This is a genomic window from Pseudomonas azerbaijanoccidentalis (assembly GCF_019145495.1).
GTDB lineage: Bacteria > Pseudomonadota > Gammaproteobacteria > Pseudomonadales > Pseudomonadaceae > Aquipseudomonas > Aquipseudomonas azerbaijanoccidentalis.
This window is the reverse complement of record NZ_JAHSTU010000010.1, coordinates 119,994-134,430: the sequence shown is the minus strand read 5'-3', so window position 1 is coordinate 134,430 and position 14,437 is coordinate 119,994. Positions and strand designations below refer to the sequence as shown.

Sequence of the window (14,437 nt, the reverse complement as noted above, 5' to 3'; positions counted from 1 at the left end):
ATACTGCGCGGCTTGTTTGGGAGCCAGCATGATTTCTTTGCCGATCGATGAAGTTTTACCCGCCCTGCGTGAAGCCCTCGCTACGCGCCACGAATCCGTGCTCGAAGCGCCGCCCGGTGCCGGTAAAACCACCCGCGTGCCGTTGGCCCTGCTCAATGAGCCTTGGCTGGCCGGGCAGACCATTCTGATGCTCGAACCGCGGCGCTTGGCGGCGCGGGCGGCGGCGGAGCGGTTGGCCAGTGAGCTGGGTGAGAAGGTTGGCGAAACCGTGGGTTATCGCATTCGGCTCGACAGCAAGGTGGGCCCCAATACTCGTATCGAAGTGGTCACCGAAGGCATTCTGACCCGGCGCTTGCAGGACGACCCGGCGCTGGACGGCGTGGGGTTGCTGATCTTCGATGAATTTCACGAACGCAGTCTCGACGCTGATCTGGCGTTGGCCCTGAGCCTGAACGGTCGGGAGCTGTTCCGTGACGACCAGCCGCTGAAAATCCTCTTGATGTCGGCAACGCTCGAAGGCGAACGTCTGGCGGGGCTGCTGGACGATGCGCCGATCCTGCGTAGCGAAGGGCGCATGTACCCGGTGGCGATGCGCTGGGGTCGACCGTTTCAGTCCGGTGAATTCATCGAGGCACGGCTGGTGCAAACCATCCTTGAAGCCCTGAACGACGAAACCGGCAGTGTGCTGGTGTTCCTGCCGGGGCAAGCGGAAATCCGTCGTGTGCATCAGCAATTGGCCGATGCGTTGGGCGACAACTCGCAGGTTTTGCTCTGCCCGTTGCACGGTGAACTGGACCTCGCCGCGCAACGTGCGGCGATCGATCCTGCGCCACCGGGCAAGCGCAAAGTCGTGCTGGCCACCAACATCGCCGAGACCAGCCTGACAATCGATGGCGTGCGCGTGGTGATCGATGCCGGGTTGGCGCGTGTGCCGCGTTTCGACCCCGGCAGCGGCATGACCCGCCTCGATACCCAGCGCATTTCCAGGGCCAGCGCCACGCAGCGCGCGGGTCGGGCCGGGCGACTGGAGCCGGGCGTGTGTTATCGCTTGTGGTCGCAGGATCAGCACGAGCAACTGGCGGCTTATGGCAGCGCGGAAATTCTTTCGGCGGATCTGGCCGGGTTGGCCTTGCAACTTGGTCGTTGGGGCGTGACGCCCGGGCAGTTGGTGTGGCTCGATGTACCGCCCGCCGCCGCGTATGCACAGGCGCAGGATTTGCTCGAACGCTTGGGCGCGCTGGAGGGCGAAGCGCTGACCCGTCACGGTCAGGCCATGGCCGAATTGCCGGCGCATCCGCGCATCGGCCATTTGTTGTTGCGCGGTCAGGCGCTGGGGTTGGCGGACATGGCTTGCGATGTCGCGGCTTTACTCGGCGAGCGCGATATCTTGCGCGGCGCTGGCGCGGATCTGCACAGTCGGCTGGTGTTGTTGTCCGGCGAAGAACGGGCCGCTCGCGGCGCGCAGGGTGGGGTGCAACGAGCCCGGCAACTGGCGCGGCAGTATCGCGGTTATCTGCGGGGCAAGGCGTCGGAGCCGGTCAGCGATCCCGATCATCCGCGCTGGCTCGGCGCGTTGCTGGCGCTGGCCTATCCGGATCGCGTCGCTCAGCAACGTCGTGCTGGCGGCGCCGAGTATCGCTTGGCCAACGGTCGCGCCGCGTTGTTCGCCGAAGCGGACAGTTTGATGAAGCAGTCGTGGCTGGTGATCGCTGATCTCGGCAGTCGCCAGGGGCAACGCGAAGAGCGGATTTATCTGGCGGCGGATTTTGATCCGGCGCTGTTCGATTCAGTGTTGGCGGAGCAGGTGCGCTGCGTCGATCAACTGGATTGGGACGAACGCGAAGGCGTGCTGCGTGCCGAGCGCCAACGCAAGGTCGGCGAGCTGATCCTCAGCCGTGAACCGCTGACCGGGCTCGATGAAACCGCCCGCAGCCAGGCGCTGGTCAACCTGGTGCGACGCAAAGGCCTGGAGCTGTTGCCGTGGACGCCGGAGCTGCGCCAATGGCAGGCGCGGGTGGCGTTGTTGCGTCAGCTGGATATGGCCGGCAAGGGCGAAAGCGAATGGCCGGACGTCAGCGACGCTGCGCTGCTCAAAAGTCTTGAGCACTGGCTGATGCCGTATCTGGGCAAAGTCTCGCGGCTCAGCCACTTCGCCAATCTCGACCTGTCGAGCATCGTCCACAACCTGCTGCCGTGGCCGCTGCCGCAGCGGCTCGACGAGTTGGCGCCGCATCATTTGAGCGTGCCGTCGGGCTCGTCGATTCGTCTGGATTACAGCGAGCAGCCGCCGATTCTTGCGGTGCGTTTGCAGGAGTTGTTCGGCCTGGCGGAAACCCCGCGCATCGCCGGTGGCCGGCAAGTGGTCAAGCTGCACCTGCTGTCCCCGGCGCGACGCCCGGTGCAGGTGACTCAGGATTTGGCGAACTTCTGGCGCAGCACCTACGCCGAAGTGAAAAAGGATTTGAAGGGGCGGTATCCGAAACATTATTGGCCGGATGATCCGTTGGTGGCCGAAGCAACCGCACGAATCAAGCCACGCAAATAAACCCACCGCAATCCGTAGCAGCTGGCGAAGCCTGCGTCCGGCTGCGCAGCAGTCGTAAACCCAGCCAACGCGGCCTAACAAACCTGTGCCGCCGATAGGCTTTCACCTTCAATTTAACGCGAGCATCAGTTGGTTAAGCATCGACGGAGAGCCCGTGTTTAAAGGCGTTTAAGGATACTTCCTGCAAGCTACAAGACCTTGCGCCGTTGCCTACGGGTACGCCAGAATCCGCCGGCTTGTGCGCTTTGGAGGCCATCGGTAACTTGATTCGTGTCACTGCTCATCAGTGATCGGGTTTAGTCGCCCGCCTAAGGAATACGGTCGCACGAGCGTCATCAGTCAGGTATCGCCTGCACTTTATGGCAGCTGTGCGCATGGCGTCCTCGGACGCGCCGGATTTTTGTGTTTCCTTGCCGGTCGACTAACTTGCGCACCGCTGCCACCCTTTCGTTTAGTCGCGAGACGGTTGCAGCCCTACTTCAGAAGGGACGCAATTATGTTCAAGGTAACTCCAAATCCGCCGGACACCGATCCGGCATCCCCATACGAACCCGATTCCAAAAAACTCAACGAGGCCGCCGAACGCGCCCTCAACTTTCACTTTCCCTCGACCGCCGACATCAAAGCCACGCCGCGTACTGTCAGCACGCTGTTTACCGTCGACCCGCAGGCCTCCACCGAAACCCTTGCGGTTTATCTGGTCGAAACCCTGGCCTCAATCGACGTCATGGTCCATCAATTGGTCGATCACCTGGACGGCGAATCGCGCAATGCCCTGCTAGGGATTTCCAACAGCGTGATGCTGGCGGAGATCACAGCCAATCGGGTGCTGGATCAGATTGATCCGCCTGAGTAGCAGGTCGGGCCTGACCAGTTTTTTCCTTCCCCAAAGCCACAAAAAACCTGCTTTCTCCCTTTCCAGTGCATGCACAGAATGCAGTTGCGCGTGCATTGGAATTTTAAGGAGTGAGTCATGACGTTCTCGATTATCGGACGCTGCCCTGAAACCGGGCAGCTCGGTATTGCCATCAGTTCTTCGAGCATTGCGGTCGGTGCGCGTTGCCCTTGGGCACGGGCGGGGGTGGGTGCGGTTTCTACGCAGAACATTACGCTGCCGGCGCTAGGCCCGCAGATTCTGGACTTGTTGGAACATCAGCATCTGGAGCCCGACGCGGCGCTGGACAAGGCGCTCACGTCCAACGGCTGGAGCCAATACCGACAGGTCACGGTGATCGATGCGTCAGGGCGGATTGCGCTGTTCAGCGGCAAAGAGTCGTTGGGCGTGCATAACGCGGTGAAGGGCGAGCAGTGTGTCGCGGCGGGTAATTTGCTCAGCGACGTGCGGGTCATCGAGGCGATGGTCGCGGCGTTCGAGGCTGAGCCGGGTCAGTTGGCCGACCGTTTGCTGGCGGCCATGCACGCGGCGATGGCGGCCGGTGGTGAGGCCGGTCCGGTGCATTCCGCTGCGCTGAAAGTGGTGGGTGATCACACCTGGCCGATCATCGACTTGCGGGTGGACTGGGCCGAGGAAGACCCCATCGGGCAGCTGGATGGCCTCTGGCAAGCCTATCGACCACAAATGCAGGACTACCTGACGCGCGCACTCAACCCGACGACAGCGCCGAGCTACGGAGTGCCGGGGGATGAGTGAGGCGTCCAGTCGCGCGCTGCTGGAACGCCTGATTGGTTTCGCCACGGTCAGCCGCGATTCCAACCTCGAACTGATTCGTTTCATCGAGGCGTATCTGGCCGGGCATGGCGTTCAGAGCGAGCTGTTCTTCAACGAAGAAGGAACCAAGGCCAATCTGTTCGCGACTATCGGCCCGCTCATTTCCGGTGGCGTGGTGCTTTCCGGGCACACCGATGTGGTGCCGGTTGATGGGCAGGCGTGGACGGTCGATCCGTTCCAGATGACGGAAAAGGAAGGGCGCCTTTACGGCCGTGGCACGGCGGACATGAAAGGCTTCATCGCCTCGGTGCTCGCGGCGGTGCCAACTTTCGTGCAGCGTCCGCTTTTGACCCCGGTGCACCTGGCCTTTTCCTACGATGAAGAAATCGGCTGCCTGGGTGTCAGGCCGATGCTGGCCGAGCTGGAGAAACGACCATTCAAGCCTCGGCTGTGCCTGATCGGCGAACCGACAGAACTCAAGCCTGTGCTCGGCCACAAAGGCAAACTCGCGATGCGCTGCGAAGTGCGCGGTGCGGCGTGCCATTCGGCGTATGCGCCGTATGGGGTGAACGCGATTGAATATGCGGCACAGCTGATTGGCCGGCTCGGCGTGATCGGTGAGCAGTTGGCGCATCCTGATCACCACGACTCGCGTTTTGACCCGCCGTTTTCAACGGTGCAAACGGGTGTGATCAAAGGTGGCCGGGCGTTGAATATTGTTCCGGCCGAATGTGAGTTCGATTTCGAGGTCAGGGCATTGCCGGACTTCGATGCACAGGTCGTGGCGGATCAGTTGCAGGCCTACGCTCAGGAAAACCTGTTGCCCAAGATGCGCGCGGTGCAGGTGGATACCGACATTCGTCTGCGGCCGCTGAGTGCTTATCCCGGATTGGCGACACCGCCCGAGAGTGAGGCGGCGCGGCTGCTGGCTCTGTTGAGTAATTCTTCAGAGTTTGGGACGGTCGCGTTTGGCACCGAGGGTGGGCTGTTTGATCAGGCCGGGATTCCCACGGTGGTGTGTGGTCCGGGCAGCATGGATCAGGGGCATAAGCCTGATGAGTTTGTTTCGTTGGAGCAGTTGAGTGGTTGCGACGCGATGCTGGTGCGATTGGCTGATTATTTGTGTGGTGCTGGATAAAAAGATCGCAGCCTTCGGCAGCTCCTACAGGAGATGCGTTGCACGGTTGTTTGGGGTGGCTGGCGTCGTGGGTTAAAAGATCGCAGCCTTCGGCAGCTCCTACATTGGAATGCGTTTCCTTGTAGGAGCTGCCGAAGGCTGCGATCTTTTGATTTTGATTCAGGGCGCGACTTTCTGGCTCAGTTGTTCGCGGCAAAAATCCACGAACAATTGCGCAGGCTTGGTCAGTTGGCTGCGTTTCAAATGGGCCGACGCCAAGCCGGACAGGGTGACCGGCTCTTTGATGTTCACCGAGATCACTTTCTTGCCATCGTAAGTGCATTCCGAGTGCGGGCGGGTGACCAGGATCGAGAAGCCGAATCCCTGACCGACCATGCCGCGCACCATCTCGATCGAAGGCGAGCTGAACACGATGTTGGGCGTCAGATCCAGTTCATGGAACAGGCTCACGAAGTAAGTACGGCTCGGCTGCACATCGAGCAGAATCATCGGCTCGCTGCACAAGTCCCGCAGCGATACTTCTTTCTGGTCGGCAAAGCGGTGCCCTTCAGGCAACAACACATAAGGCTTTTGCGGTGGCATCAGCGGCGTGGTCTGGATGGTGCCATCCAACCCGTGGTCGTAGAGGAACGCCACGTCGAAAGTGCCGGCGGTCAAGCCTTGCACCAGCTCTTGCTGCTCACCATCGCGAATACGAATGTCCACGCCCGGATAAAGCTTGCGAAAGCCTGCGATCAGTTGTGGCAGGTACAACGGGGCAACGGTCTCGAAGCAGCCGATGTCGATCTGCCCCGACACCGTGTCGTTGTCGGCCAGCGCGTTCTGCTCAAACTCCCTGGCCATGCGCAGCAGCTCTTGCGCCTTGTGATAGAAGCGCGTGCCGGTGGGCGTCAGCGAAACGCCCTGGGCGTGGTGGCGGATGAACAACTGGACGTTGAACGACTCTTCCAGACTCTTGATCGCCGTGGAAACCGAGGGCTGCGCGATGTACAGCTGTCGCGAGGCTTCAGCGACGCTACCGGCCTCTACCGTTGTGACGAAATACTTGAGTTGCCGCAATGTATAGGAAGCCACACGCACCTCGTTCTGCTTTGTTTTGCGCTGCAAGACCGGATGGCCGCCGCACAGATGGTTGACTGAACCTTACCCTATGCGGGTTCTGGACTGGGGCAGCGCTTACCCAGTTTTTTCTTATACCCCGAGCACATTTTTAATAATTTTCCTCTGCGTACGGTTGCCGCACTATCTCTCCAACCTCTGATAACAACCCCGACCACCCAGGCGGTCGTAAAGGGAGCGTAGCGTGTTCGACCTCGACTATTGGCAGCAACGAGCTGCCCGGCAAACCTTCTCAGACAAAGCCTTGATCGATGGCCGACAGGTGGCTGCGTCCTCGGGCGCAACATTCGACTCGATCAACCCGGCGACCAATCAGTTGCTTGCCCGTGTCGCCGCGTGTGGCGAAGTGGAAGTGGAACTGGCCGTGCGCAGTGCGCGTCGCGCGTTCAACGAAGGCCCTTGGGCGCGGATGGCGCCAGTCGAGCGCAAGCGGGTGATGCTGCGTCTGTCTGAGCTGGTGCTGGCGCACCGTGAAGAGCTCGCGCTGCTCGATTCGCTGAACATGGGAAAGCCAGTGATGGATGCCTACAACATCGACGTCCCCGGCGCGGCCCATGTGTTCGCTTGGTACGGCGAGTCGCTGGACAAGCTTTACGATCAGGTCGCGCCGACGGCGTCTTCGGCGCTGGCAACCATCACCCGTGAAGCGCTGGGCGTGGTCGCGGCCGTGGTGCCATGGAATTTCCCGCTCGACATGGCAGCGTGGAAACTGGCCCCGGCCCTGGCGGCCGGCAATAGCGTGGTGCTCAAACCCGCCGAGCAATCACCGTTCTCGGCCCTGCGTCTGGCCGAGTTGGCGCTGGAAGCCGGTTTGCCGCCGGGTGTGCTGAACGTACTTCCGGGGTTGGGCGAGTCTGCTGGCAAGGCGCTGGGCCTGCATCCGGATGTCGATTGCCTGGTGTTTACCGGCTCGACTCAGGTGGGCAAATACTTCATGCAGTACGCCGCGCAGTCGAACCTCAAGCAGGTCTGGCTTGAATGCGGCGGCAAGAGCCCGAGCCTGGTGTTCGACGATTGCCGTGATCTGGATCTGGCCGCAGAGAAAGCGGCGTTCGGCATCTTCTTCAATCAGGGCGAGGTCTGCTCGGCGAACTCACGGCTGTATGTGCAAAGTTCGATCAAGGAAGAATTTATCGAGCGTCTGTTGGAGAAAACCAAAGCCTGGATGCCCGGCGATCCACTGAATCCTGTGAGCGCTGCTGGCGCCATTGTCGATTCGGCGCAGGCATCGCGGGTGATGAGTTTTATCGAGCGCGCCCACGAAGACGGCGCCCGACTGCTCGCCGGCGGCCGTCGCTTGAGCTTCAACGGTTCCGACAACTTTATCGAGCCAACCATTTTTGCCGACGTCGATCATGACTCGCACCTGTCGCGCGAAGAAGTGTTCGGCCCGGTTCTGGCGATCTCCACGTTTGACACCGAAGAGCAAGCGGTGCGGCTGGCCAACGACAGCATCTATGGGCTGGCCGCCTCGGTGTGGAGCGACGATCTGAATCGTGCGCACCGGGTTGCACGGGCGCTGAAGGCCGGCACTGTTTCGGTGAACACCGTGGACGCCCTCGATGTCAGCGTGCCGTTCGGCGGTGGCAAACAATCGGGTTTCGGCCGGGACTTGTCGTTGCACTCGTTCGATAAATACACCCAGTTGAAAACCACCTGGTTTCAATTGCGTTAAGCGTCTGCTGAACAATTAACCGCCTGCCGATGGTGTGCGGTTTGAAGAATAAAAAGATGTCACCACGCGGAGAGTCTTCCGTGAACTTGCGGCTGCGTGGCCGTGACTGCCTCAGTAACTAACCACAATTAAAAAGTGAGGGAGCTTTCATGTTCAGATATTCGTCTTCGAGCGTTGTAACAGCATTTTTGGTATTCACGGTGCCCGTTGTTGCGCACTCCGAAAGTCTCACGGTTATTTCGTTCGGCGGTGCGACCAAGGCCGCGCAAGAAGGGGCTTATTTCAAACCCTTTGAACAAAGTGGTGCCGGCAAAGTTGTAGTCGGCGAGTACAGCGGCGAACTGTCCAAAGTCAAAGCCATGGTCGATGTCGGCCAGGTCAGCTGGGACGTCGTCGAAGTGGAAAGCCCTGAGCTTTTGCGTGGCTGCGAAGAAGGGCTGTTCGAGCGCCTGGACCCGGCGCTGATCGGCGACTCAAAAAACTATCTGGCTGGCGCGGTCAGCGAGTGCGGCGTGGCCAGTTACGTGTGGTCGATGGTGCTCGCCTATAACTCGAACAAGGTGGCTGCGGCCCCGACCTCCTGGGCGGATATGTGGAACCTGCAGCAATTCCCCGGCAAGCGCGGCCTGCGCAAGGGCGCCAAGTACACGCTGGAAGTGGCGCTGCTCGCCGACGGGGTCAAGCAGGATGACCTGTACAAAGTGCTGGGCACCAAGGAAGGCGTGGACCGGGCGTTTAACAAGCTCGACCAGATCAAGCCGTCGATCCAGTGGTGGGAAGCCGGAGCGCAGCCTCCGCAATGGCTCGCAGCAGGCGACGTGGTGATGTCGGCGGCCTACAACGGCCGGATTGCCGTGGCGCAAAAGGAAGGCTCGAAACTGGCCATCTCCTGGAACGGTCACCTCTACGATCCTGATCACTGGGCGATTGTTCGCGGCAGTCCGAACAAGGCGCTGGCCGAGCGTTTCATCGTGTTCGCCAGTCAGCCGAGCGGGCAGAAATCCTTCTCCACGCAGATCCCTTACGGCCCGATTCGCAAGGATGTGCTGGCGCAACTTCCGGCCGACACGCTTGCCCAGTTGCCCACGGCTCAAGCCAATTTGTCTGAGGGCCAACTGGTGGATGCGACGTTCTGGGTCGATCACGGCGAAGAACTCGAGGAACGTTTCAACGCCTGGGCGGCCCGCTAAGCCGCTGCTGTCGTCAATCGCCACTCACGGATGAGTGGCGATGTTTATCCCTGCCTTCCACGTGAAGGCGATCAACAACAAGAAAACACGGGGAGTTTGTCATGAGTTCAAGTACAACCGCGTCCATCCAGGCGCCGTCCGGCGGTTTGCGCCGGGTCCTGGGGCTGGGTTCATTGCTGGCCGTTGCGGTGGGCGTCGTGGTATCGCAGGGCGTGATGGTGCTGATGCTGCAAGGGGCGGGCATTGCCGGTTTCGGGTTTATCATTCCGTTGGCCATCGCTTATGTATTGGCAATCACCTACGCCTGGTCGTTTTCCGAATTGGCCTTGATGATCCCGAAGGCGGGCAGTCTCAGCAGTTACACCGAAGTGGCAATCGGGCATTTCCCGGCGATTCTGGCGACCTTCTCGGGCTACATGGTGGTGGCGATGTTTGCGCTCTCCGCCGAGCTGCTCCTGTTGGATCTGGTGATCAGCAAGGTCTATCCGGATGTCATTCCGCACATGGTGGTGGCCTACGGCGTGCTGGGGCTGTTCACCGTGCTGAACCTGTTCGGCATTGATGTCTTCGCCAAGCTGCAGAACGTGCTGGCGCTGGTGATGGTGGTGATCCTCATCGCCATGGGCCTGGCTTCGCTGACTAACGGTCAGGCCAGCTTGCAACTGCCGCTGGATCAGGGCTGGAACCCGTTGGAGTTCGGTGCAATTACCTTGGCTGCGATGGCGGTCTGGGGTTTTGTCGGGGCCGAATTCGTCTGCCCGTTGGTGGAAGAAACCCGCAATCCGGAGCGCAATATTCCACGCTCGATGACCATTGGTTTGACGGTGATTTTCGGCGTGATCGCGCTGTATTGCTTTGGCGCGCTGCTGTGCATTCCCCGTGAGCAACTGGCTAGCGATGCGCTGCCTCACTACCTTGTCGCCACCACCGTTTTCGGTGAAGCAGGCAAGCTGTTCCTGGTGGTCGCGGCCATTACCGCGACTTGCAGCACCGTGAATTCGTCGCTGGCCGCACTGCCGCGCATGCTCTACGGCATGGCGCAAAACGGCCAGGCGTTCCCGCAGTTCAAGAAACTCACAGAACGCGGTCGCACGCCATGGGTGGCGGTGCTGTTCGTTGCCGCGATCACCGGCCTGCCGATCCTCATTCTGGGGCACGACGCGGCGGCGATCAGCTTGCTGCTTCTGGCTGCCGCCTTGGCGTGGCTGCTGGCCTACATCATCGTACACATCGATGTGATTGCCTTGCGCCGCCGCTATCCCCATCTGGCACGCCCATTCCGCTCACCGTTTTATCCATGGCCGCAAGTCATCGGCATTGCCGGCATGCTGTTTGCGATCTACCACGTGTCGCCAACACCGGAGATGACCGCGAGTATTTTTGCTTGCGCTGGCGTGGTACTGGGCGTGATATCGATCATTGCCGTGGTGTGGATCAAGTTCGTGATGCGCAAACCGCTGTTTACGCCGGAGCCGCTCATTCAACAAGAATCACAGGGTACCGATGAGCCGAAGATGGCACCGATCGCTACCGTGTCCGGGAACTGAACCTTTATTCAATTCAGGAGAATAAAAAATGACAACCGATTACAAACCGCAGCGCGAAACCAAGGATTATCAAGCGGCCGATGCCGCCCACCACATTCACGCATTCCTTGATCAGAAGGCGTTGAACGAAGAGGGGCCGCGCGTGATCGTCGGTGGCGAGCGCCTGCACCTGTGGGACAACGACGGCAATCGTTACCTCGATGGCATGTCCGGTTTGTGGTGCACCAACCTCGGTTACGGGCGCAAGGATCTGGCCGCGGCGGCGACCCGTCAGCTGGAGCAATTGCCGTACTACAACATGTTCTTCCACACCACTCACCCGGCGGTGGTCGAGCTCTCCGAGCTGCTGTTCAGTCTCCTGCCCAAGCACTACAGCCACGCGATCTACACCAACTCCGGCTCTGAGGCCAACGAGGTGTTGATCCGTACCGTGCGCCGCTACTGGCAGGTGCTCGGCAAGCCGCAGAAGAAGATCATGATCGGTCGCTGGAACGGTTATCACGGCTCCACCCTGGCCGCCAGCGCCATGGGCGGGATGAAGTTCATGCACGAAATGGGCGGTGTGATTCCTGACGTCGCGCACATCGATGAACCGTACTGGTTTGGTCATGAAGGTGATCTGACGCCCGCCGAGTTCGGCCTGCGCGCCGCTCAGCAACTGGAAACCAAGATTCTCGAACTGGGCGCGGAAAACGTCGCCGCGTTCATCGCCGAACCGTTCCAGGGCGCGGGCGGCATGATCTTCCCGCCAGAGAGCTACTGGCCGGAAATCCAGCGCATCTGCCGCAAGTACGACGTGCTGCTGTGTGCGGACGAGGTGATCGGTGGCTTCGGGCGGACCGGTGAATGGTTTGCCCACCAGCACTTTGATTTCGAGCCGGACACCTTGTCCATCGCCAAGGGCCTGACCTCGGGTTACATCCCGATGGGCGGCCTGATTCTGAGTCGGCGCATGGCTGAGGTGCTGGTGGAGCAGGGCGGCGTGTTCGCCCACGGCCTGACCTATTCCGGTCACCCGGTGGCGGCTGCGGTGGCTATCGCGAACCTTACGGCGTTGCGCGATGAGGGTGTGGTCACGCAAGTGAAAAGCGACACCGGCCCGTACCTGCAACAGTGCCTGCGCGAGGTCTTCGGCAATCACCCGCTGGTGGGTGAGATCCAGGGTGTCGGCCTGGTGGCTGCGTTGCAGTTTGCCGAGGACAAGGCAACTCGCAAGCGTTTCGCCAATGAAGGCGACATTGCCTGGCGCTGCCGCACGATTGGTTTTGAGGAAGGCGTGATCATTCGCTCGACGCTGGGCCGCATGATCATGGCGCCGGCATTGATCGCCACGCGTGCTGAAATCGATGAGCTGGTTGGCAAAACCAAGATTGCGGTTGATAGAACTGCCAAAGAAATTGGCGTGCTCTAAATAAGTATCGGGCTCGCCTCCATTAACTGTGGGAGCGAGCCTGCTCGCGATGGTCGTTAACGATTATGCGTATTGCCTGAATAAACGCGGGGCTTTCAAGTTCTTCGCGAGCCGGCTCGCTCCTACAGGGTTTGTATTTATTCAGTGAAGTTCGAAGTTAGTTGTGGGTTAGTTTTTTCATGGGCAACAACGACAAAAATCATATTTTCGCTATTGGCATTCGCTAAGCACAATAAACCTACCCCGCCAGCAAAGTTATCTACGCGGTATTCAATTATTACAACAGCTGATCTGTCGCGACTTGCCGCGCCATAGTCGCCTCTCTGAAGGACACAAGCATGAATGATAAAAAGATCGAAATAGATACGCTTGTTGTCGGTGCCGGCCAGGCTGGCGTCGCCATGAGCGAACACTTGAGCAAACTCGGTGTGCCGCATCTGGTGCTGGAGCGCAACCGCATCGCTGAAGCGTGGCGCACCGGGCGCTGGGATTCACTGGTGGCGAACGGCCCGGTCTGGCACGACCGCTTCCCCGGCCTGGCCTTCGAAGACCTGGCGCCCGATGCCTTCGCCTCAAAAGACCAAGTGGCCGCTTACTTCGAAGCCTATGCCGAGAAATTCGAAGCGCCGATTCGTACCGGTGTCGAAGTCAAAAAAGTCGTACGCAACAGTGATCGTCCGGGCTTCACCATCGAGACCTCCGAGGGCGTGATTCAGGCCAATCGAGTAGTGGCAGCGACCGGTCCTTTCCAGCGCCCGGTCATCCCGCCGATTGCGCCGAAAGACAGCACCATCACACAGATTCACTCGGCCCAGTATTTCAATCCACAGCAGCTGCCTGAGGGCGGTGTGCTGGTGGTCGGGGCAGGTTCTTCCGGTGTGCAGATCGCCGATGAATTGCAGCGCGCCGGCAGGCAAGTCTATTTGTCGGTCGGCCAACATGACCGCCCGCCTCGCGCCTATCGCAACCGTGATTTCTGCTGGTGGCTGGGCGTGCTGGGGCTGTGGGATCTGGAAACCATGGAACCTGGGCGCGAGCACGTCACCATTGCCGTGAGCGGTGCGCGTGGCGGACAGACCGTGGATTTCCGGGTACTGGCCCAGCAAGGCGTGACGCTGGTGGGGCTGACCCAATCGTTCAACGACGGTGTGGTGACGTTCCAGCAGGATCTGGCGCGCAACATCGCGGCGGGCGACGCGAATTACCTGTCGCTGTTGGACGCCGCGGATGCCTACATCGCCCGCAATGGACTCGACCTGCCAGAGGAGCCCGAAGCCCGCTTCATGCTTCACGATCCCGAGTGCGTCACCCACCCGATTCTCGAACTGGATCTGGCCGAGGCAGGCATCACTTCGATCATTTGGGCCACCGGCTACGCCGTCGATTACAGCTGGCTGCAAGTCGACACCTTTGACGAGAAGGGCAAGCCGCGTCATCAGCGCGGGGTCTCGAACGAGCCGGGCATCTACTTCGTGGGCCTGCCGTGGTTGTCGCGTCGTGGTTCGAGTTTCATCTGGGGCGTCTGGCACGACGCCAAGCATGTCGCTGGCCACATTGCTACGCAGCGCCAATACCTCGAATACCGCGACCCGTCGCAGCGTTAAGAATCGATCGAGGGAATGGTCCTGTGGCCATTCCCGATCCACACCTTCACTCAAGTTTCAGGGAGTCAGTTGATGCCTACTCACACGCGCATTCGCATGTTCAATACCAAGGACACGTATCCCAACCAGTCGCTGGACAATGATCTGTGCCAGGCCGTCCGGGCCGGCAACACGGTGTACGTGCGCGGCCAGATCGGCACTGATTTCGAGGGCAATCTGGTGGGCCTTGGCGACCCGGGTGCCCAAGCGGAACAGGCGATGAAAAACGTCAAGCAGCTGCTGGAAGAGGCGGGGAGCGATCTTTCCCATATCGTCAAAACCACCACGTACATCATCGACCCGCGTTACCGTGAGCCGGTTTATCAGGTCGTGGGCAAGTGGTTGAAAGGCGTGTTCCCGATTTCGACGGGGCTGGTGATTTCCGGGTTGGGTCAACCGCAATGGTTGATGGAGATCGATGTGATCGCGGTGATTCCGGATGACTGGAAAAAAGACTGACCTGTAGGAGCTGTCTCGCGAAGCGAGGCTGCGATCTTTTG

11 protein-coding genes are annotated in these 14,437 nt (G+C 60.3%); 10 read left to right on the top strand and 1 reads right to left on the bottom strand.

The annotated features are described in order from the left end of the window. Positions 1–28: 28 nt before the first annotated feature. The 4 genes from hrpB (at position 29) to argE (ending at position 5,352) form a co-directional block, all read left to right on the top strand. Positions 29–2,545, top strand: a complete 2,517-nt coding sequence (gene hrpB / locus KVG88_RS26585) for an ATP-dependent helicase HrpB (protein WP_217873208.1) — start codon at positions 29–31, stop codon at positions 2,543–2,545. Between the two features lie 496 nt (positions 2,546–3,041). Then, positions 3,042–3,401 (top strand): DUF6124 family protein, encoded by a 360-nt coding sequence (locus KVG88_RS26580; RefSeq protein ID WP_217873207.1) that lies wholly within the window; start codon positions 3,042–3,044, stop codon positions 3,399–3,401. Between the two features lie 117 nt (positions 3,402–3,518). Then, a complete protein-coding gene (locus tag KVG88_RS26575) occupies positions 3,519–4,196 on the top strand; it encodes a DUF1028 domain-containing protein (RefSeq protein WP_150787112.1) in 678 nt (225 codons plus the stop codon). Next, complete coding sequence (argE, locus tag KVG88_RS26570) at positions 4,189–5,352, top strand: acetylornithine deacetylase (RefSeq protein ID WP_217873206.1); 1,164 nt, start codon at positions 4,189–4,191, stop codon at positions 5,350–5,352. Before KVG88_RS26575 ends, argE begins: the two co-directional genes overlap by 8 nt. Before the next feature lie 159 nt (positions 5,353–5,511). On the opposite strand, the gene KVG88_RS26565 is transcribed toward argE, so the two are convergent. Then, positions 5,512–6,426, bottom strand: coding sequence for a LysR family transcriptional regulator (locus tag KVG88_RS26565; RefSeq protein WP_150701570.1), 915 nt, complete (start codon positions 6,424–6,426; stop codon positions 5,512–5,514). Between the two features lie 229 nt (positions 6,427–6,655). Between KVG88_RS26565 and KVG88_RS26560 the strand changes: the two genes are divergently transcribed. The 6 genes from KVG88_RS26560 to KVG88_RS26535 all read left to right on the top strand — a co-directional run bounded on the left by KVG88_RS26560 (position 6,656) and on the right by KVG88_RS26535 (position 14,396). After that, positions 6,656–8,146, top strand: coding sequence for an aldehyde dehydrogenase (locus KVG88_RS26560; RefSeq protein ID WP_217873205.1), 1,491 nt, complete (start codon positions 6,656–6,658; stop codon positions 8,144–8,146). A gap of 149 nt (positions 8,147–8,295) precedes the next feature. Next, complete coding sequence (locus KVG88_RS26555; protein WP_217873204.1) at positions 8,296–9,336, top strand: ABC transporter substrate-binding protein; 1,041 nt, start codon at positions 8,296–8,298, stop codon at positions 9,334–9,336. A 101-nt stretch (positions 9,337–9,437) separates the two neighbouring features. Continuing rightward, entirely contained in the window at positions 9,438–10,883 is a 1,446-nt protein-coding gene (locus tag KVG88_RS26550; RefSeq protein WP_217873203.1) for an APC family permease, read from the top strand. A 28-nt stretch (positions 10,884–10,911) separates the two neighbouring features. Beyond that, positions 10,912–12,294 (top strand): aspartate aminotransferase family protein, encoded by a 1,383-nt coding sequence (locus KVG88_RS26545; RefSeq protein ID WP_217873202.1) that lies wholly within the window; start codon positions 10,912–10,914, stop codon positions 12,292–12,294. A 338-nt stretch (positions 12,295–12,632) separates the two neighbouring features. Continuing rightward, positions 12,633–13,898, top strand: coding sequence for a flavin-containing monooxygenase (locus tag KVG88_RS26540; protein WP_217873201.1), 1,266 nt, complete (start codon positions 12,633–12,635; stop codon positions 13,896–13,898). A gap of 72 nt (positions 13,899–13,970) precedes the next feature. Continuing rightward, positions 13,971–14,396, top strand: a complete 426-nt coding sequence (locus KVG88_RS26535; RefSeq protein ID WP_150734680.1) for a RidA family protein — start codon at positions 13,971–13,973, stop codon at positions 14,394–14,396. Positions 14,397–14,437 lie beyond the last annotated feature (41 nt).